The organism is Kitasatospora aureofaciens, assembly GCF_019192735.1.
Taxonomy (GTDB): Bacteria; Actinomycetota; Actinomycetes; order Streptomycetales; family Streptomycetaceae; genus Kitasatospora; species Kitasatospora aureofaciens_A.
In genome coordinates, this window is record NZ_JAHTKP010000059.1 from 30469 (window position 1) to 48851 (window position 18383).

Consider the following 18383-nt stretch of genomic DNA (forward strand, 5'->3'; position numbering starts at 1 on the left):
CACCGCCCATGCCCACCGCCGATCGGCGCCGGTACCGGGTCGGCGTCGTCCAGCTGTCCGTCGCCACCAACCGCCGTGCGGAGAACCTGGCCCGGGCCGAGAAGCTGGTGCGCGCCGCCGCCGACGAGGGCTGCGAACTCGTCGTCCTGCCCGAGGTGTTCGCCACCGCACTGAACCTGCCGAAGAGCCACGAGATCGCCGAACCCGTGCCCGGGCCGACCACCGAGTGGCTGGCCGGCCTCGCCCGCGAGCTGGGCGTGTCGCTCGCCGCCGGCGTCCTCGAACGCGCCGGGGAGCACGTGCACAGCACCGCCGTCCTGCTGGACGACACCGGCCGGCTCGCCGGCAGCGCCCGGCGCACCATGGTGTACGACCTGGAGGCGCACTTCCTCACCGGCGTCACCGGCGCCCGGGTGATCCCCACCCCGCTCGGCCGGATCGGCCTCGCGCTCGGCTACGACGTGCAGTTCCCCGAGGTGCTGCGCGGACTGTTCGCGAACGAGGCCGAGGTCATCCTCGCCCCCTCGGTGCTGCTGCGCCCCTTCGCCGAACCGGTCCGGCAGATGCTGCTCGCCCGGGCCGCGGAGAACTGCGCCTACGTGCTGTTCGCGAGCGCGACCGGCGAGAACACCCTCGCCGGGCTCACCTACATGGGGCGCAGCGCGATCCTGCGCAGCCCGCTGGCGATCGGCGCCTACTCGCGGGACTTCCGCAAGCAGCAGCCGGTGCTGGCCGAGGCGGACCGCGAGGAGGTGCTGCTGACCGCCGACCTGGACCTGCACGAGCTGCGCCGGATGCGGGCGGCCGCACCGTTCCTCGCTGACTTCCGCCGCTCGTCGCTGGGCCGGGCCGTGACCGCGGCGACCCGTCCCGACGACCCGACGACCGCTCCCACCCCCTCGCAGGACGGAGGTCCCGCCGATGAGCGCTGACCGCACCCTCGAAACCAGCCGGCCCAGGGTGGCCCTGATCCAGACCTTCTGGGACCCGGACCCGGAGGTCAACCTGGCCCGGACGCTCGCCCTGCTGGACAGCGTCCAGGACGTCGAGCTGATCATCCTGCCGGAGTTCTTCCTCGGCCCGCCGTTCTACTTCCCCGGCCGCGCCCACCTGAAGGGCGTCATCGACCAGCCGGTGCCCGGCCCGGTCTTCGACCGGCTCGCGGAGGTCGCCCGCGCCAAGCGCTGCTACCTGCTGTGTGGCACGGTCGTCGAGCGCGAGGGCGAGGGCGACGACACCCGGTACTACAACACCGCCGTCCTGCTGGACGACCAGGGCCGGATCGCCGCCAAGGCCCGCAAGACCCACCGCTTCGCCGCCGAGATGGTCACCGTCTCGCCGAGCGACGAACTGGTGCTGGTGGACACGCCGTTCGGGCGGCTGGGGATCTGCGTCTGCTCGGACTTCTGGATCCCCGAGGTGCCCCGGATGCTCGCCATGCGTGGTGCCGAGATCATCGCGGTGCCGGGTGCGGCGCTGCGCGGCAACATCGGGATCACCCGGCCGTGCATCCAGGCCAACTCCTCCTTCAACGTCTGCTACACCCTGCTGGCCAGCGCGGTGGGCGAGGTGACGGGGGAGCGGGCCGGGCGGCAGGTGTCCATCTCGGTGGCCGGGCACAGCACCGTCGCCGCGCCGGAGCGGCTGGTCGGCTCGCTGGACGAGGAGGAGGGCGTGCTGTACGCCGAACTCGACCTCGACCGGGTGCGCGAGCTGCGGGAGGTCGACCTGTCGTTCCGCAAGAGCCTGTACTTCTGCCTGCACGGCCGCCGCCCGGAGCTCTACCAGGAGTTGCTGAAGCCCTACGCCGGCCACCAGGACCTGGCCGCCCTGATCACGGACTACCTGACCAGCAACGGGAGTTGACGCACCATGGCCGCGAACCTGCTGTTCCCCGCCACCGACCGGCTGCCCACCGGCGCCGACCGCGCGCCGTACCTGGACTCCCTGCTGGACTGGGCCGACCGGACCGCCGAGCTGAGCGCCTCCGACGTCCTGCTCGCCTTCTTCGGCCAACCGCTGGACGCCCGCACCCTGCGGCTGACCGGCCTGCACCACGTCGCCGCCTACCTCGGCGACTACCGGCACGAGGAGGAGTTCGAGGCCTGGCTGGAGAGCGTCCGGGTGCACCCCGGGGTCAGCCACGTGTCCACCGGCCCCTCGCACATCGCGCCCCGGGTGCACGGCACCCCCGGGCACTGGATCAACCTGCGGACCGCGCGCGGCACCGAGGTGGAGTTCTTCACCTGCCGCAGCTACGGGGACTGGGCGGACCAGCCGGCCGAGCGCAAGCGCGCCCTGATGTCGCACGTCGGCCTCAGCGTCGACACCCCCGACCACGTCCGCCGGGTGGTGGACTACCTGGCCGGCTTCGAGAGCGTCGAGGTGCTGGCGTACGCGCCGGAGGACGAACTCGGTCACACCTACGGGCACTTGCTGCGCACCGACACCGACCGGGTGCTGGAGCTGGTGCACGCCGGACGGAGTCAGCCGTGAGCGGATTCCCGAAGCCGGCCCGGCTGCCCGACAACTCGCCCGGCCGGTTCTACGTCAACGAGGAGTGCACCGACTGCGACACCTGCCGGTGCATCGCGCCCGACGCCTTCGTCCGCAACGACGCGGCCGGCTACACCTACGTCGCCCGCCAGCCGGCGGACGACGACGAGGAGGACCTGGTGTACGAGGCGATGGACTGCTGCCCGGCCGACGCCATCTGCGAGGAGGAGTGAGCCCCAGGCGGCCGCCGAGGATCCTCGGCCTCGGCGGCTCGATGCGCCCGGACTCGACCAGCCAGCTCCTGCTGCGGCGGGCGATCACCGTCCTGGAGGGGGACGGCTGCCCCACCGCGCTGCTGGACCTGCGCGAGCTGGACCTGCCGTTCTGCAACGGTGACAAGCGGGAGCCCTGGCCCAGCCGCCCGGACGTCAAGCTGCTGCGCGAGGAGGTCCGGGCGGCGGACGGCGTGATCCTGGCCGGCCCCGAGTACCACGGCACGATCGGCGGGGCGTTGAAGAACGCGCTCGACCTGCTGGACTTCGAGCACGTCGAGGGCAAGGTGTTCGGCGCCATCTGCGCGCTCGGCGGGCGCAGCAACTCCAACGCGCTCAACCACCTCCGGCTGGTGGTCCGCTGGTACCGGGCCTGGATGGTGCCGGAGCAGGTCGCCGTGCCGCAGGCCAGGACGGCGATGCCGGGCGGGGTGCCGGCGGATCCCGAACTCGGCGCGCGGGTGGACGAACTGGCCCGCAGCGTCGCCCGCGCGGCGGCGCTGCTGCGCGCCGGGAGCGACTGAGCGGGCGGCCGGGACGACCGGGGCGCCCGCGCAGATCCGTCCAGAACGTGTCCAGGACAGTCAAACGCGGGCGCCGAGGCGTTGATAGCGTCCTCCCTGTGAATAAGCCGCACACAATGGGTGCGCAAATCCGGGGGGCCGAAGAATGGTTCCCGGTGCTGCCCAGACCAGTACTCGCGATCAGTCTTCGCCACCCGTCGAACGGAACTCCGCGGGAGGCCACCTGGCTTCGGCTCACCGCGTTTCTGTTCAATCGCGGGATTTCGGACGACCGTACCGTCGGCATCGAAATCCTGTATGACGACCCGGAGTCCACGGCGCCCGAGCGCCGGCGTTTCGACGCCTGCCTGTCGGTGCCGCGCGACCGGATCGCCGGGCTGTCCCTGCTCGACCGGCGCCGGGACAGCCTGGGCATCCGGGTGCTGCCCGTCCTGGACGAGCGGCTGCTGCTGTGGTGGGGCGGCTCGGCGCACGTCGGTCCGCCGGTCCGCCACCGGCACGTCAGCGTGGCCGCCGGGCCGCCGCTGCGGGCCTCCTGGCCCCGCTACCGGATCTACCGCGGTTCGCCCGTCCTGGCGCCCGGGAACCCCGAGACGGTCGGCTGGTACGCGACCGCGGCGCCGGCCGTCCCCCAGGAGGGCGGCCACCTCCCCCCGTGCACGCAGTCCGGCGTGCCCCGCCGGCCGTACCGTGCGGCCCGGCGCGTCTCCGGAAGGGGCTTACGGTCATGACCACGACGACCACCATGGACTGGGACCGGGCCTACAAGGCCGGTGACCACCACCAGTACTGGGAGCTCAGCGCTCCCTCGCCCGACCTGGTCGGCTTCCTCGCCGCCACCCCGCCCGCCCCCGGCGCCCGCGCGCTGGACCTCGGCTGCGGCACCGGCTGGGACACCGTCGCGCTGGCCCGGGCGGGCTACCGGGCGACCGGGGTCGACATCAGCCCGGAGGCCATCGGCCTGGCCGTGGCGCGCGCCGCCGAACTGGACCTGGAGATCGACCTCCTGGTCGGCGATGTCCGTGAACTCGACCTTCCCGACGAGGAGTTCGAGCTGCTGGTGGACCGCGGCTGCTTCCACCACCTGGGCCCGGAGGACCGCGACCGCTACGTCACCGAGGTGGCACGGTTGCTGCGGCCCGGCGGTCTGCTCTACCTGCGCGGCAGCCGCGGCGGGACGTTCCCGTTCAAGCCGGTGGACGCCCCCTCGCTGGCCCGGCACTTCCCGCCCGACCAGTTCAGCACCGGCCCGCTGATGCCGTTCCAGCTGCACACCGACGTCCTCAAGCTGGACGCCAACGCGGTGCTGCTCCGGCGCGCCGACTGACCTGGCGCGCCGACTGACCTGGCGCTGCGACTGCTCCGGCGCGCCGCTTCCCGGCCGCGCGCCCTCACCGTTCGCGCCGACCCGGCCATGGCCCGCCCGGCGGATTCCGCCGGGCAAAGGCCCGATCCGGCGCGGCATTCCGACGCTCATCGCTTCCCGATGCCCGCCCTCGAATTCCGGCTACCGGCGCCCCAAGAAATGAGCCACCTATGCCCACCACGGAAAGCCAGGACCGCAAGAGTCCCTGGCTGATTCTCGGCGTGCTCAGCATGGGCTTCTTCATGACGCTGCTCGATATGACGATCGTCAATATCGCGCTGCCGCATGTGATGTCCGGCGTGCACGCCTCCCTCGACGAGGGTCTGTGGGTGTTCAGCGCCTACATCCTCGGCTACGCCACCCTGCTCATCGTCGCCGGACGACTCGGCGACCTGTTCGGACCACGCCGGGTCTACCTGTACGGTCTCGCCATCTTCGTCGGTGCCTCCTGCCTGTGCGGGATCGCACCCAACGCCGGCGTGCTGATCGCGGCCCGGACCGTCCAGGGGATCGGCGGCGCGATGCTCGCCCCGCAGATCCTGCCGATCGTCACCATGGTCTTCCCGCCGTCCAAGTGGGGCGCCGCCTTCGGCTTCACCGGCGCGCTGTCCGGCCTCGCGGTCCTGACCGGGCCGACGCTGGGCGGGGTCATCGTCAGCTACCTGGACTGGCGGTGGATCTTCTACCTCAACCTGCCGATCGGGCTGGCCTCCGCCTACCTGGTGCTCCGGCACGTCGACGACTACCGGCCCGGCAAACGCCAGCCACTCGCCCTCGTCCCCACCGCCCTGCTGATCCTCGGCCTGACCGGACTCGCCTTCGGCCTGATCGAGGGCGAGCGCCTGGACTGGGGCCTCGCCGCCTGGGCGGCGATCGCGGCCGGTGTGCTGGTGCTCACCTGGTTCGCCGTCGACCAGCGCCGGCACCAGCGCTCGGGCCCGCTGCTCCCGTTCGACCTGCTCCGGCTGCGCAACTTCGCCTCGGCCAACATCATCGCCTCGATCATGGGCTTCTCCATGCTGGGCGCCTTCCTGCCGATCTCGCTGTACCTCCAGATCGTGCTGGACATGTCCCCGCTGCGGGCCGGGTTCACCATCGCCGCCATGCCGCTCACCTCGGCCCTGGTGGCCGGCGTCGGCGGCAAGCTCTCCGACCGCGGCTCGGGCAAGGCCGTCATCCTCACCGGGCTGGCCTGCTTCACCGCCGGGCTGGGCTCGTTCATCCTGGTCACCGGGACCGACACCAGCACCCTCCAGCTGCTCGGGCCGTTCGTGCTGACCGGCCTGGGGATGGGCCTGGTCTTCTCGCCGCTGTTCAGCGTCGGCCTGCGCCAGGTGCCGCCGCCGCAGGCCGGGGTGGCGTCCGGACTGGTCAACACCGCCCAGGAGGTGGGCGGGCTGCTGGCCAGCGCGGCGATCGGCGCGGTGCTGTCGCTGCGGCTCTCCAGCGGGCTGCGGCACTGGGTGGACCAGCAGGCGCAGGCCCTTCCCGTCGAGGCCCGGGCGGGGTTCAAGCAGGCCTTCGCCCCGCTCACCGACGGCGCGCTGAAGATCGGCAGCGCCGGCCCGCCGCCCGCCGCGACCGGCGCCGGTGACCCCTCCCAGGTCGCCAAGGTCCAGGAAGCCTTCGCCGACGCCTTCACCAGCGCCATGCACAGCGGACTCGTGCTGCCGGTGGCCCTGCTGGCGGTCGGCTGGGTGGCCGCCTTCCTGCTCATCCGCGACGTGCCCGCGCCGTCCTTCGGCGCTCCCAAGCCGCCTCCCGCCAGGACCACCACCAGTGGCGCCACGGCCGCCACCGAGACGGCCTGAGGCCGGCCGCCACCACACACCGCCCGAAGCCCGAACCATCGCAAGCCCGAACCATCGGAAGCAAGGAGTCCTCACATGTCCGAGTCCCCCAAGATCCTGTCCACGCACATGATGGCCACGTACATGGTCAGGCCGGGCTGCGCCGAGCAGGCCCGTGACATCATCGCCCGCCACTGGCCCGCCCTGAAGGCGCACGGCCTGGTCACCGACGAGCCCGCGACCGTCTACCACAGCGAGAGCGAGCACGGCCCGGTCTTCTTCGAGATCGTCACGTGGGTCGACGAGAACGCCGTCAGCCGGGCCTTCAACACCCCCGAGGTGAACGCGATCTGGCAGGAGATGGCGGCCATCACCGAGGCCCGCGAGGGCCGGCCGCCGGTGGACTACCCGATCGTCCACCGGATGGGCTACTTCACCGACGAGCCGGACGTCCACGAGGAGGAGGCCTTCACCGGGCTCGCCCACTACCTCGTCCGCCCCGACAAGGTCGCCGAGTTCCACGGTCTGATGGCCCGCGACTGGCCGACCCTGCGCGACGAGAAGCTGACCACCGGGGACCGCGCCGTGGTCTACCACGGTGAGGACGCCTCCGGTCCGTTCTTCCTGGAGATCGTCCGCTGGTACGACCAGCAGGGCCCGAGCATCGCGTACCGCAACGACAAGGTGAGCGCGATCTGGCAGGACGTGTTCCGCTACACCGAGGGCCGCGGCGGGCGGCAGGCCGCCGAGTACCTGTGGGGCGCCGAGCTGAAGTTCCCGTACCACGACGCGTCCTGACGTAACGTCGACCGCGTCAGAGCCACCGCGCCGGACGGGCCGGGCCCCTCGTGCCCGGCCCGTCCGGTCCCGTCCGCCTGGAGAATCCCCGGTGACCCGCAAGACCCCCCGGCCCCTCGCCACCCTGCCCGCCCCCGTCCTCGCCGACCAGCTCAGGGCCGCGCTGGAGGACAGCGCCGTACCAGGCAGGGCGGAGGGCGAGAAGGCCTACCTGAAGAGCCCGCTGGAGCACATCGGCGTGCCCCTGCCCGCCATGCGCACCGTGGTGCGGAACTTCCTGCGCCGTCACCCCGGGCTCGACCGGGACACCCTGCTGGAACTCACCGAGGAGCTGTGGGCCCCGCCTGTCCACGAGTCCCGCTCCTGCGCGGCACTGCTCCTGGAGGGCCGCGCCGACCTGCTCGAACGCCAGGACACCGGCTTCCTGGAACAGTTGCTGCGCGAGTGCGAGACCTGGGCGCACGTCGACCTGATCGCCCCCAAGGGGGCCGGCGCGATGCTGCTGCGGCTGCCCGAGACCGCCGAGGACTTCCTGCGCTGGAGCCGCGACGAGGACCAGTGGGTGCGCCGCGGCGGCATCCTCTCCTACCTGCTGGCGCTCCGCGACCGGGGCGAATTCCCGCACTACTTCCCGGAGTTCTCCCACCTCGCCGACCCGCTGCTCACCGACTCCCGGTTCTTCGTCCGCAAGGCGATCGGCTGGGCGCTGCGCGAGGGCGCCAAGCACCATCCCGAGGAGATCGCCGACTGGCTGCGCAAGCGGCTGGCCCGGGTCTCCGGTCTGACCCTGCGCGAGGCGATCCGGCCGGTCGACGACGATATCTGCCGTGAACTGCTGCTTGCCCACGCTGAGTTGAACCCCCGCCGTCGTTCCTGACCGCTTTTGTGGTCCCCCCAGACGCACCTGACGCACCGATACGGAGGCCCGATGTCCCCGCAGCGCCCCGCCGACCCGACCCACCGGCCGCTGCCGCTGGTCCAGGTGCTCGCCGAGGACGGCCGGCACCGGACCATCTGCCGGATGTGCCACGGCGGTTGCGGCGCCATCGTCACCGTCGACGACGGCCGGCTCACCGCGATCGAGGGCGACGCGGAGAACCCGAACAACCGCGGCTTCCTCTGCGCCAAGGGCCGGGCCTCGCTGGAACAACTCCACCACCCCGACCGGCTGACCACCCCGCTGCTGCGCACCGGCCCGCGCGGCAGCGGCGAGTTCCGCCCGATCGGCTGGGCGGAGGCCCTCGACCGGGTCGCCGCCGCCCTCGACCAGGCGCGCCGGACCCACGGCCCGGAGTCGGTGGTCTTCGCCCAGGGCACCGACCGCAACTACCAGGAGTGGCTCTTCCGCTTCGCCAACAGCTTCGGCAGCCCCAACGTGCTCGGCCCGGCCCACGTCTGCTTCTACCCGCGGGTGATGGCCGGGATCCTCACCCTGGGCGGTTTCACCTTCTGCGACTACGAGGGGAGCCCCGACCTGGTCCTGATCTGGGGCTCGAACAAGGCGCTCACCCACGGCGACGGCGTGATCGGCACCCGCCTGCTGTCCGCCGTCCGGGACGGCACCCGGATGATCGTCGTCGACCCGCGCCGGACCTCACTGGCCGCCCGCGCCGAGCGGTTCCTGCAGGTCCGCCCGGGCGAGGACACGGCGCTGGCGCTCGCGATGATCCACACCGTGATCGAGGCCGACGCGTACGACCACGAGTTCGTCGCCGCGCACACCGTCGGCTTCGAGGACCTCGCCGCCCACGTCGCCGACTACCCGCCGGAGGCCGTCGCCGAGCGGACCGGCATACCCGCCGAACAGATCCGGGCCGCCGCCCTCGCGTACGCGGCCGCGCCGAGCGCCGCCATCGAACTCGGCACCGGTCCGCAGCAGCACCGCGACTCCTTCCACACCTGCCGGGCCCTGCTGCTGCTCTCCGCGATCTGCGGCAACCTCGACCGGCCCGGCGGCGACGTCCTGTGGGACCCGCCCGGCATCGACGGCCGGCGCTCCTTCCCGCGCGCCGAACTGCTCCCGCCGGAGCAGGCCGCCAAACGCCTCGGCGGGGACCGGCACCGCATCCTCGCCATGTCCGGCTGGGCCCACCCCGGATCGGTCTGGGACGCCGTCCTCGAACCGGACGCGCCCCACCCCGTCACCACCATGCTGGTGCACGGCAGCAACCTGCTGCTCAACTACGCCGACTCCGACCGCGTCCAACGCGCCCTGGAACGGCTGGACTTCCTCGCCGTCGTCGACCTGCGTCTCACCCCCACGGCCGCCATGGCCGACCTGGTCCTCCCGGTCGGCGGCTGGCTGGAGCGCGACCAGATCGTCGAGCACGCGCACTACGTCGCGGCCCGCCACGCCTTCGCCCGGGTCGGCGACAGCCGCTCCGACGAGTGGATCCTCACCGAACTCGCCCACCGGCTCGGCCTCTCCGCCGACTTCTGGCCCGACGCCCGGGACGCGCTGGACACCCGGCTCGAACCGATCGGCATGGACTGGCGGCAGCTGGCCGAACTCCATTACCGGGCCACGCCGTTGGCGTACCACAAGTACCGCACGCGCGGCTTCGGCACCCGCAGCGGCAAGGTGGGCCTGCGCTGCGATGCCCTGCGCGCCTTCGGCTACCCGCCGCTGCCCGTCCCCGGCCCGCCGGTCGGCACTCCCGAGGACGGCCGCTACCTGCTGACCTCCGCCCACTCGCCGTTCTACTTCAACTCCGAGTTCCGCGACCTGCCCTCGCTGCGCTCCAAGGAGCCCGAGCCCCTCCTGGACATCCACCCCGATGCCGCCGCCCGGGAGGGCCTCGCCGACGGCGACTGGGCCGAGATCGCCACCCGCACCGGCCGCATCCGCCTGCGCGTGCGCCTCACCGACCGGATCGCTCCCGACGTCGTGGTCGCCCCCGCAGCCTGGTGGTACCCGGAGCGCGGCCCCGGCGGGGGCTGGCGGGACAGCAACGTCAACCTCCTCACCAGCAACGACGACGAGAACCCCGAGATGGGCTCCTCCACCTTCCGGGGCCTGCGCTGCCACGTCACCCGGGTCGCCTGATCCGGCATCAACTGAGGTGAATCCGACGTCGGCGTGGGTGGCCAGCAGCACCGCGTCGTGGCCGCTCGGCAGCCGGACCTGACCGAAGGGACAGCCGGCGCGCCGCTCGGCGTATTCGAGTGGGGGCCGGACAGCGGCCCCGGCGGACAGGGGAATGCGGCCTGCTTCTCGTGAGCCTCGGTTCAGCCGGTTTTGGCGAGCATGTCGTGGATGGACCTGATCACGATGTCGGGGCGGTCGAGCGGGATGTCGTGGGAGCTGTTGTCGGCCACGACCAGGCGGCGGTCGGGGGCGGCGTGGGCGAACGCGGCCTGCGCGTCACGCCACAGTTGGGCGTCCTGCTCGGAGGTCTCGAACGGCGTTTTTGCCGATGCGATGACGATCGCCGGAAGGTCCTGGGGCCAGGACACCTGGTGGTAGGCGTGGTGCATGGCCGCGTAGTCCTGTGCCACGGCGAGCAGTTGGCGGGTCTGGGGGGTGGAGGGCCGGGATGCCAGGGCGGCGATCTGGTCCTTGTTGGCGGCCACGACTCGGTCGATCTCGCCGTCGGTGTAGAAGTCGGGCAGGCTGGCGTCGATCAGAACCGCGCCCGCGACCCAGCCGGGGTGGCTGCGCACGAAGTAGGTGGCGATCTCGCCGGCTTCCGAGTGCGAGGCCAGGACCACGTTGTGGGTGGCGCCCGCTGCCGTCAGCACGGCCGCCAGGTCCGAGACGGCGTTGTCGACCCGCCACGGTCCGGCCACCTCCGCACTGGCGCCCAGGCCGGAGCGGTCGTAGGTGATGATCTCCGATCCGGTCTCCTTGGCCAGGGCGGGCACCAGGTCCTTCCAGTAGGACGAGTCCTGCCCGCCGCCGGCGTCCAGCACGATCGCGGGCAGGTGTCCGGGCGTCACATGGAAGGCCAGCCGGTGTCCGTTGTTGGAGACGGTCCGCGCGTCGGAGCCTGCCGTTGGAGCCTGGCCGGCCGTGGACGACGATGCCGCCGACGGCGCGGCCGCGCCGGGGGAGCCGGCGGCGCTCGGGGCGTGGGACGCTTCGCACGCGGTGGCGGTCCCGAGCGCGAGAGTGGTGGCGGCGAGCAGGAGTGCTGAGCGCCGGCTGCGGCGCGGCAGTGGGCGTGGAGTCATGGGTTCGTCCTTGAGGGAGTTGTGACGCGACAGGGGAGATCGCGCTTCGCCGATGCGTGACCTGCCGGCTCTGCGAGACGAACACCAGTCTTCGCGTCACACCGCCGCCGGTCGATGCGACCAGCCCCCGAGAGCCCCGGGGGGCTCAGCCCACCGAACGCGGTAGGGCTACCTCCCCCCGAACCGAGCCGGGCCCACGGCCTGGGCCCGCCACCGGTCCGTCCAGCCCGGCGCACGGGCCGGGCTTTTGTACACACGCGCAGCCACCCTCGGCGCAGAGGCCGCTGCCGGGGACCGACGGTGAGGGGGATTGTCGGGCGGGTCGGCGGCGACGCCCCCGACCCGCCCGCTCCGCACCGGCGAGGGGTGAGCCGGCGCGGAGCGCCCCGGCGTTACTTGGACTCGACCCGCCCGAGCGGGTCGGGTCCGGCCGTCAGCGCGTCACACGCTGCCTGCCAGGCGGAATCCCCGGGGTAGAGCTCGGTGCGGAGGTAGGCCCAGGTGAGCCGCTGGATCACGGCGACTCGCTCGGGGTTCTCGTCCGTGGTCTCGGCGACGTCGTACCCGGAGACTCCGCCGAGCCCGTGCTCTGCGTCGAACAGGGTGAGCAGGGACTTGCGGCCGGGGGAGAGGACGTACGGATCGGTGTGCCAGGCCGGGCCCCGGACCGTCAGGTGGGTGGAGGTGTCCTTGTCGCCGGCGACCACGAGCGCGGGCGTCGTCATCCGGGAGAAGTCCGTGGTCGAGAGGAAGGGATAGTTCTCGGTCACGGCCTCGGTGACGGCATCGCCGCCCCTGCCGGGAGCGGCAAGCAGGACGCCCGCCTTGATCCGGGGCTCGGCCAGGCTCACTTCCGTCCCGTCGTCCGGATCGGTGAGCCGGGCGCCCAGCAGCAGGCTTGCGGTGTGCCCGCCCATCGAGTGCCCGGCTACGGCGACCCTGCTGTGGTCCAGGCGCCCGAGGAGCTGCGGTACGGCGGCCTCGATCAGGTCGAGCCGGTCGAGGATGTGCTTCATGTCCTCGGCCCGCGATCGCCAGTACAGCGGTGCCCCGGGGGTGTTGGGGTCCAGGCGCAGCGTCGTCGAGCTGAGATGGGTGGGCTGGATCACGACGAAGCCTTGCGCCGCCCAGAAGCTGGCGAGGGGGGCGTAGCCGTTCAGCGAGGAGAGGTTGTTCGAGTAGCCCTGACCGTGCGAGAGGAGGATGACCGGCAGGTCGGTCCCGGTCACGGGCGCGGAGACCCGTACCTGCAGGTCCACGGCTCGGCCGGGTGCCGGCAGCACGACCGGACTGATCGAGAGGACCGGGGTGGGCGAGCTGAAGGTCTTGGCTGTGTGAGTCGATGCACTCATGATGCGCGTGTCCCTTCAATGGCCTCTCCTGCCGGGCTCGTTCGGCCGGCGGCGGGGGAGGCGAGCAGGAGCGTCCGGCTTCGGCTACGCTGAAATCGGAACGTTGTTCCACTTACGATACGGAACGCTGTTCCGTTTCGTCAACGGTCATCGGTCATCGGAGGAGTGTGTGGTGCCCAGTGCGAGCCAGTCCGGAGACGTGCCGGCCCGGAGCAAGCGGGCCGACGCGATGCGCAACCAGCAGACGCTGCTGGCGGCCGCCGCCGAGGTCTTCGTCACCTCCGGCGTCGACGCGCCGATCCGTGCGATCGCGGCCCGAGCGGGCGTCGGGCTGGGGACGATCTACCGCCACTTCCCGACCCGGGCGGATCTCGTCGTCGCCGTCTACCGCCACCAGGTCGAGGCGTGCGCCGAGGCCGGCCCGAGCCTGCTGGCCGGTGCCGGCTCCCCGTTCGCGGCACTGCGGCAGTGGGTCGACCTCTTCGTCGACTTCCTGGTGACGAAGCACGGACTCGCCAACGCGCTGCAGTCGGACAGCAGTGGCTTCGACGCGCTGCACGCCTACTTCCTCGACCGCTTGGTGCCCGTCTGCACGCAGTTGCTCGACGCCGCAGTCGATGCCGGCGAAATCGGGCCCGGTACGCACGCTTATGAACTGATGCGCGGCATCGGCAACCTCTGCATCGGACGTGACAGCGACCCGCGCTACGACCCTCGCCGATTGGTCGCACTGCTCCTCAAGGGGCTGCAGCGACCCCAGTCGTCCTGACGTCGACGACACTCGGTGACTCCGCCTGTCCGCGGGCTGCGGCGGTAGCTGGGCACGGCCGGCCTCGCCGCACCGGACTCGGAGCATCCTGTGGGGACGCGCCTCAGCCGTCGGCGGCGAGGCGGTCCAGCCATTCCCTCAGCAGATGCTGCTCGGCGCTGCTGAGGGTGGTCTGCTCGGGCAGTGCGGCGCGCAGGGCGCGGGCGGCGCCGGCCGGGCCCGCGTCCCGTACGGCCGGCTGCTGGTTGGTCACGGCGGTGACCATGGCCGTCCGCAGCGCGGTCAGCAGGGCCGGGTTGCGCTCGTCCTCGGGCAGGGACAGCCAAGTGAGCACCGCGCCACGGGCGGTGGCGTGGATGAGCGTGGCCGCGAGCTGTTCGTCGACGCGGAGCCAGCCGCCGGCGGCGAGGCGGCGGATCCGGCCCATCAGGATCTCCATGCCGGCCGTGAAGGCGGCCGAGGTGGCATTCCCCGGCTCGCTGTACATCAGCGTGTAGAGCGCGGGATTGGCCAGGCCGAACTCGACCGCCAGGTCCCAGCCCGCCTTCAGGTCCTCGACGGGGTCCTGCGGGTCGGGGTCGACGTGCTTGGCCGCGAGGAACGCGGCGAAGCCGTACTCGGCCACCGCTTCGAGCAGCCCGTTCTTGTCGCCGAACAGCCGGTAGATGGCCGGCGCCTGCACGCCCGCGGCGACCGCGACCGCGCGCGTGGTGACGGCGTCGCGGCCCTCCCGCTCCAGCAGGCCGATGGCGGCCTCGATGACGCGTTGCCGGGTCTGCTCACGGCCTGCGGCCGCGGTGTCGGAGTCGGCGGCGGCGCGGTCCTCGGCGGGTGAACGTGGTGGCATGTATCGACGATACCGCAAGGCTGTTGCCGCCGTTATTATCGGTGCTAACGTGAAGTTGTTTCCATTGGAACCAGGGTCCTGGAGTGCAACATGATCATCGTGACCGGAGCCACCGGGCAGCTCGGACGCCAGATCGTCGAACGGCTGCTCACTCACGTGCCGGCGGAGCGGGTCGGCGTCAGCGTCCGAAACCCGCGGAAGGCGCAGGCGTTCGCCGATCAGGGCGTGCGCGTGCGACGGGGCAACTTCACCGAGGCCGACAGCCTCTCCCACGCCTTCGAGGGCGCCGCCCAGGTGCTGATCGTCTCCGTCGACAAGATGGGCGAGGAAGCCGTGCGGGACCACCGTGCCGCGATCGACGCGGCCGTCGCGTCCGGCGCCCGCCGCATCCTCTACACCAGCCACATGGGTGCCGGCGCCTCCTCGCGGTTCCAGCCCTGCCGCGACCACGCCGCCACCGAGGACGCGCTGCGCGCCTCCGGCGTGCCGTTCACCTCGCTGCGCAACGGCTTCTACGCCGCCAGCGCGGTGCAGTTCCTGGGCCACGCCGTGAGCTCCGGCCAGGTCGTGCTCCCCGCGGACGGGCCGGTCGGCTGGACCGCCCACGCCGACCTCGCCGACGCGGCCGCCGTCATCCTGGCCGACGAAGGCCGCTTCGACGGGCCCACGCCCCCGCTCACCGCGGCGCAGGCGCTGACGTTCGACGACATCGCACGCCTGGCCACCGACGTCATCGGCCGCACCATCACGCGAATCACCGCCCCCGATGACGAGTTCCGGCACCAGCTGGTGGGCCGTGGGGTTCCCGCCGAGGCGGCGGACCAGCTGCTCGGCATCTTCGCAGCCGCCCGGGCCGGCGAGTTCGCCGCCGTCGACCCGACGCTGGCCACCCTGCTCGGCCGCGAACCCATCGCCATGAGCACGGTTCTGCGCGAGCAGCCGCCCGACCACGACGCTCGCTGACCGGCCCGACCCCGGTCCGGGTGCCGGTCCTCGTCAGCCGGCGTGGGTGCGGTCGGTGGCGGCTGCCGGCCAGCCGCGCTCCAGCAGGTCGAAGGCGTGCTGGACGGCCCGACGCGGATCGGCCTGGCCGCGGGCGAGGTTGACAGTCTCCAGGGCGAAGTGGGCCAGGGCTGCGCAGGTGGGGTCGGACTCGGGGGCGCCGATGTCCTCGGCGATGGCGTGTGCCAGGGCGGTCTCGTGCCGCATCCAGATGCGGTGCGCGTGCTCGCGCAGTGCCGGGGTGCCGTTGACGAGCGCGAGGAACGAGGCGAACCGGGGATCGGCGGCGGCGTCGATCCGCACGCGCAGGACGTAGTCGCGCAGGGCTGCCGGGATCGGCAGGCCGGCCGGGCGCTCGCGCACCGCGGCGACCAGGCCCGCTTCCACCTCGGCGTCCTCGTCGAAGACCAGCGCCTCCTTGCCGGAGAAGTGCTTGAACAGGGTCGTGGTGGAGACGTCGGCGGCCTCGGCCACGTCCTTGATGCTCACCTGGTCGTAGCCGCGTTCGAGGAACAGTTCCAATGCCGCGTCGGCCAGCGCCTTGCGGGTGGCGGCCTTCTTGCGCTCCCGGCGCCCCATCGTCTCGGGCCTCATCGTCTGGCTCACGGGGACCACCCTAGCCTTCGACTGACTCAATTCAAAAGTTGATTCATTGCACTTTTGAACCGAGTGTGCTCTTCTGGAGCCGGTCGGGCCTCGCTGATGCCGCCGCCGTGCCCCCGCAGGCCGGTCGGCCCCCTCGACCCCGAGGCCCAGCAGCCCACTTCAAGCACCAGCAGTCCACTTCGAGCAAAGGAACCTCGCCATGAGCAGCACCCCCTCTCTGCCCCGCATCGCCGTCATCGGCGCCGGCCCCGGCGGCCTGACCTGCGCACGGATACTCCAGCGGCACGGCATCGCCGTCACCGTCCACGACCTCGACGCCTCCGGCGACGCCCGCTCCCAGGGCGGCACCCTCGACATGCAGGCCGACTCCGGCCAGCGGGCGCTGCGCGCGGCCGGGCTGCTGGACCGCTTCCACGCGCTCGCGCGCCCCGAAGGCCAGCAGGTACGCCTGCTGGACCGGGACGCCACCGTCCTGTTCGACGCCGCCCCCGGCATCGAGGAGGGCTACAAGCCGGAGATCGACCGGGGTCAACTGCGCGGCCTGCTGCTGGACTCCCTCGCGCCCGGCACCGTTCGATGGGGCCACAGGCTCACCGCCGCCACGCCCCTGGGCGACGGCACCCACCGCCTCGACTTCGCCGACGGCACCAGCACCGTCGTCGACCTCGTCATCGGCGCCGACGGAGCCTGGTCGCGGGTCCGCCGGCTCCTCAGCGACGCCGCTCCCCGCTACACCGGGGTGACCTTCGTCGAGACCGGACTCGACGACGCCGACACCCGCCACCCCGACCTCGCCGCCCTGGTGGGCAACGGCAGCATGATGGCCCTGGCCGACAGCAAGGGCCTGCTCGCCCAGCGCAACAGCGACCACCGCATCCGCGTCTACGCCGGCCTGCGGATCGACCTCGCCTGGTGCGAGAGCCTCGACCTGGACGACCCCGAAGCCGTGCGCGAGGCGCTGCGCCGGCACTTCACCGGCTGGTCTCCCACCCTCCTGCGCCTGATCACCGAAAGCGACGGCGACTTCGTCGGCCGGCCGCTGTTCGCCCTCCCCGTCCCGCACACCTGGACCTCCACCCCCGGCGTGACCCTCCTCGGGGACGCGGCGCACCTGATGTCCCCGTTCTCCGGGATGGGCGCCAACCTGGCCATGCTGGACGCCGCCGAACTCGCCGAGCGCATCGCCACCGAGGCGAGCCTCGACGCTGCGGTCCGGGCCTACGAGGCCGTCATGCTGCCCCGCGCCGCCGAGGCCGCCGAAGGCGCGGCCGAAGGGCTCGACAGTGCCTTCTCGCCGGACTCCACCGCGCACGCCCTCCAGCACATGACCGCCTTCGCCCACGAGCACCAGGGCGCGCAGTAACCACCCGGCCGGCGGCAACTCCCGGATCCGCTCTTCGAGTCGAGGCATGAACCGGATCTTCAGGCGATCGCCGCCGCCCGCGCCCGCCGCGCCGCCGCTGCCTCCGGGGGCAGTCACGACGGTGGGGGTGTGGGCGGCGTGTGCGGCGGCTGCGGAGGCGGATGCGGGGGAGGCTGCGGCGGCGGACTGTGAAGCCCGGAGCCGATGCCCTGACCTCGCGAAGGTCCGGTTCACGGATGCTGTGGGGCGGCGTGGCCGAAAAGCCGCCGGGATCGGACCGGGACAGGTCGGGTGGCTTCCGTTCAGAGGAAGTACAGGCGGCTCAGTGGCACGTCCTGGGCGGGTTCGGAGCGGAGCGGAGTGCCGTCGAGGGTCACCAGGCCGTTGCGGGGGTCGACGAGGACCTCGCCGAGCCGGGTGTTGCGCACCATGTCGGCGGGGCCGATGCCGCGGGTGCCGTGGACGGCGACGCGGCGGCGCCGGGTGGTCATCGCGTCGTACGGGCGGCCGTGTGTGCCGGCCTCGGCGGCGGCGCGGCTGACGAAGGCGACCGAGAGATCGGCGGGGGTGGCGCCGTGGGCGCCGAACAGCGGTCCAAGGACGAGGGGTCGTCAACTGCCTGCTTTCATGGGTGTTTGAGTGAGCGTGACCATTGTCTGGTGAGTTCGTTGACCGTGGTGTGAGTCTGACGGAGCGGGCGACGGCGCAGGGTGTGCATCCGCAGACTGCGCATCGCTGGTTCCGTGAGGGGAGATTGCCGGTACCGGCGTGCGAAGCGAGGTGGGGGTGCCCCCGGACGGAGTCTGGGGGGCGGGCGGCGCATGACTCTGGTGAGTGTCGAGGCGTATTCGTCGCGCGCTGTGACGGGTGGTTTGGGTTTTGCCGCAGATGAGTGAGTCGAAGAAGCTGCTGCGGCAGATCGCCCGGCCGATTGTTGCCGACGGGCCGTCCGGTGTGTCGATACGTGACCGTCTCAAGGGCCTGACGCCCGAGGATGTAAAGGTGTTGCGGCTGGTCGGCGAACA

General features: G+C 72.3%; 18 protein-coding genes and 1 pseudogene. 14 read left to right on the forward strand and 5 right to left on the reverse strand.

The window, feature by feature from the left end:
* Window positions 1-8 precede the first annotated feature (8 nt).
* From KV557_RS33980 to KV557_RS34030, 11 genes are all read left to right on the forward strand, one after another.
* Window positions 9-932, forward strand: coding sequence for a carbon-nitrogen hydrolase family protein (locus KV557_RS33980; RefSeq protein WP_218205424.1), 924 nt, complete (start codon window positions 9-11; stop codon window positions 930-932).
* Window positions 922-1866, forward strand: a complete 945-nt coding sequence (locus KV557_RS33985) for a carbon-nitrogen hydrolase family protein (protein ID WP_218205425.1) — start codon at window positions 922-924, stop codon at window positions 1864-1866. The genes KV557_RS33980 and KV557_RS33985 overlap by 11 nt, the downstream gene beginning before the upstream one ends.
* A gap of 6 nt (window positions 1867-1872) precedes the next feature.
* Window positions 1873-2496, forward strand: coding sequence for a hypothetical protein (locus tag KV557_RS33990; protein ID WP_256178364.1), 624 nt, complete (start codon window positions 1873-1875; stop codon window positions 2494-2496).
* Complete coding sequence (locus KV557_RS33995) at window positions 2493-2729, forward strand: ferredoxin (protein WP_218205426.1); 237 nt, start codon at window positions 2493-2495, stop codon at window positions 2727-2729. Before KV557_RS33990 ends, KV557_RS33995 begins: the two co-directional genes overlap by 4 nt.
* Window positions 2726-3292 (forward strand): NADPH-dependent FMN reductase, encoded by a 567-nt coding sequence (locus KV557_RS34000; protein WP_218205427.1) that lies wholly within the window; start codon window positions 2726-2728, stop codon window positions 3290-3292. The genes KV557_RS33995 and KV557_RS34000 overlap by 4 nt, the downstream gene beginning before the upstream one ends.
* A 155-nt stretch (window positions 3293-3447) precedes the next feature.
* Window positions 3448-4023, forward strand: a complete 576-nt coding sequence (locus KV557_RS34005) for a GyrI-like domain-containing protein (RefSeq protein WP_218205428.1) — start codon at window positions 3448-3450, stop codon at window positions 4021-4023.
* Window positions 4020-4619 carry a class I SAM-dependent methyltransferase gene (locus tag KV557_RS34010; RefSeq protein WP_218205429.1) on the forward strand — a complete coding sequence of 200 codons (600 nt, stop codon included), beginning with the start codon at window positions 4020-4022 and terminating at the stop codon, window positions 4617-4619. The genes KV557_RS34005 and KV557_RS34010 overlap by 4 nt, the downstream gene beginning before the upstream one ends.
* A 209-nt stretch (window positions 4620-4828) precedes the next feature.
* Window positions 4829-6469, forward strand: a complete 1641-nt coding sequence (locus KV557_RS34015) for an MFS transporter (protein WP_218205430.1) — start codon at window positions 4829-4831, stop codon at window positions 6467-6469.
* Between the two features lie 75 nt (window positions 6470-6544).
* Entirely contained in the window at window positions 6545-7246 is a 702-nt protein-coding gene (locus KV557_RS34020; protein WP_218205431.1) for a hypothetical protein, read from the forward strand.
* A gap of 91 nt (window positions 7247-7337) precedes the next feature.
* Entirely contained in the window at window positions 7338-8123 is a 786-nt protein-coding gene (locus tag KV557_RS34025) for a DNA alkylation repair protein (RefSeq protein ID WP_308130207.1), read from the forward strand.
* A gap of 51 nt (window positions 8124-8174) precedes the next feature.
* On the forward strand, window positions 8175-10292 hold the full coding sequence (locus KV557_RS34030; protein WP_218205432.1) for a molybdopterin-containing oxidoreductase family protein: 2118 nt from the start codon (window positions 8175-8177) through the stop codon (window positions 10290-10292).
* 182 nt (window positions 10293-10474) lie between these two features.
* Here the strand turns inward: KV557_RS34030 and KV557_RS34035 are convergent, their stop codons facing one another.
* Window positions 10475-11419 carry an alpha/beta fold hydrolase gene (locus KV557_RS34035; protein WP_218205433.1) on the reverse strand — a complete coding sequence of 315 codons (945 nt, stop codon included), beginning with the start codon at window positions 11417-11419 and terminating at the stop codon, window positions 10475-10477.
* 392 nt (window positions 11420-11811) lie between these two features.
* A complete protein-coding gene (locus KV557_RS34040; protein ID WP_218205434.1) occupies window positions 11812-12771 on the reverse strand; it encodes an alpha/beta hydrolase family protein in 960 nt (319 codons plus the stop codon).
* 172 nt (window positions 12772-12943) lie between these two features.
* On the opposite strand from KV557_RS34040, the gene KV557_RS34045 reads away from it, so the two are divergent.
* Entirely contained in the window at window positions 12944-13540 is a 597-nt protein-coding gene (locus KV557_RS34045; protein WP_218205435.1) for a TetR/AcrR family transcriptional regulator, read from the forward strand.
* Between the two features lie 103 nt (window positions 13541-13643).
* On the opposite strand, the gene KV557_RS34050 is transcribed toward KV557_RS34045, so the two are convergent.
* Window positions 13644-14387 carry a TetR/AcrR family transcriptional regulator gene (locus tag KV557_RS34050; protein WP_218205436.1) on the reverse strand — a complete coding sequence of 248 codons (744 nt, stop codon included), beginning with the start codon at window positions 14385-14387 and terminating at the stop codon, window positions 13644-13646.
* Window positions 14388-14477: 90 nt separating this feature from the next.
* On the opposite strand from KV557_RS34050, the gene KV557_RS34055 reads away from it, so the two are divergent.
* Complete coding sequence (locus KV557_RS34055; protein ID WP_218205437.1) at window positions 14478-15350, forward strand: NmrA family NAD(P)-binding protein; 873 nt, start codon at window positions 14478-14480, stop codon at window positions 15348-15350.
* Between the two features lie 33 nt (window positions 15351-15383).
* On the opposite strand, the gene KV557_RS34060 is transcribed toward KV557_RS34055, so the two are convergent.
* Window positions 15384-15968 carry a TetR/AcrR family transcriptional regulator gene (locus KV557_RS34060; RefSeq protein WP_218205446.1) on the reverse strand — a complete coding sequence of 195 codons (585 nt, stop codon included), beginning with the start codon at window positions 15966-15968 and terminating at the stop codon, window positions 15384-15386.
* 226 nt (window positions 15969-16194) lie between these two features.
* On the opposite strand from KV557_RS34060, the gene KV557_RS34065 reads away from it, so the two are divergent.
* Window positions 16195-17358, forward strand: a complete 1164-nt coding sequence (locus tag KV557_RS34065) for an FAD-dependent oxidoreductase (RefSeq protein WP_218205438.1) — start codon at window positions 16195-16197, stop codon at window positions 17356-17358.
* 302 nt (window positions 17359-17660) lie between these two features.
* On the opposite strand, the pseudogene KV557_RS34070 reads toward KV557_RS34065, so the two are convergent.
* Window positions 17661-17966: pseudogene (locus KV557_RS34070) on the reverse strand (urease subunit alpha); the annotation flags it as partial.
* Window positions 17967-18383 lie beyond the last annotated feature (417 nt).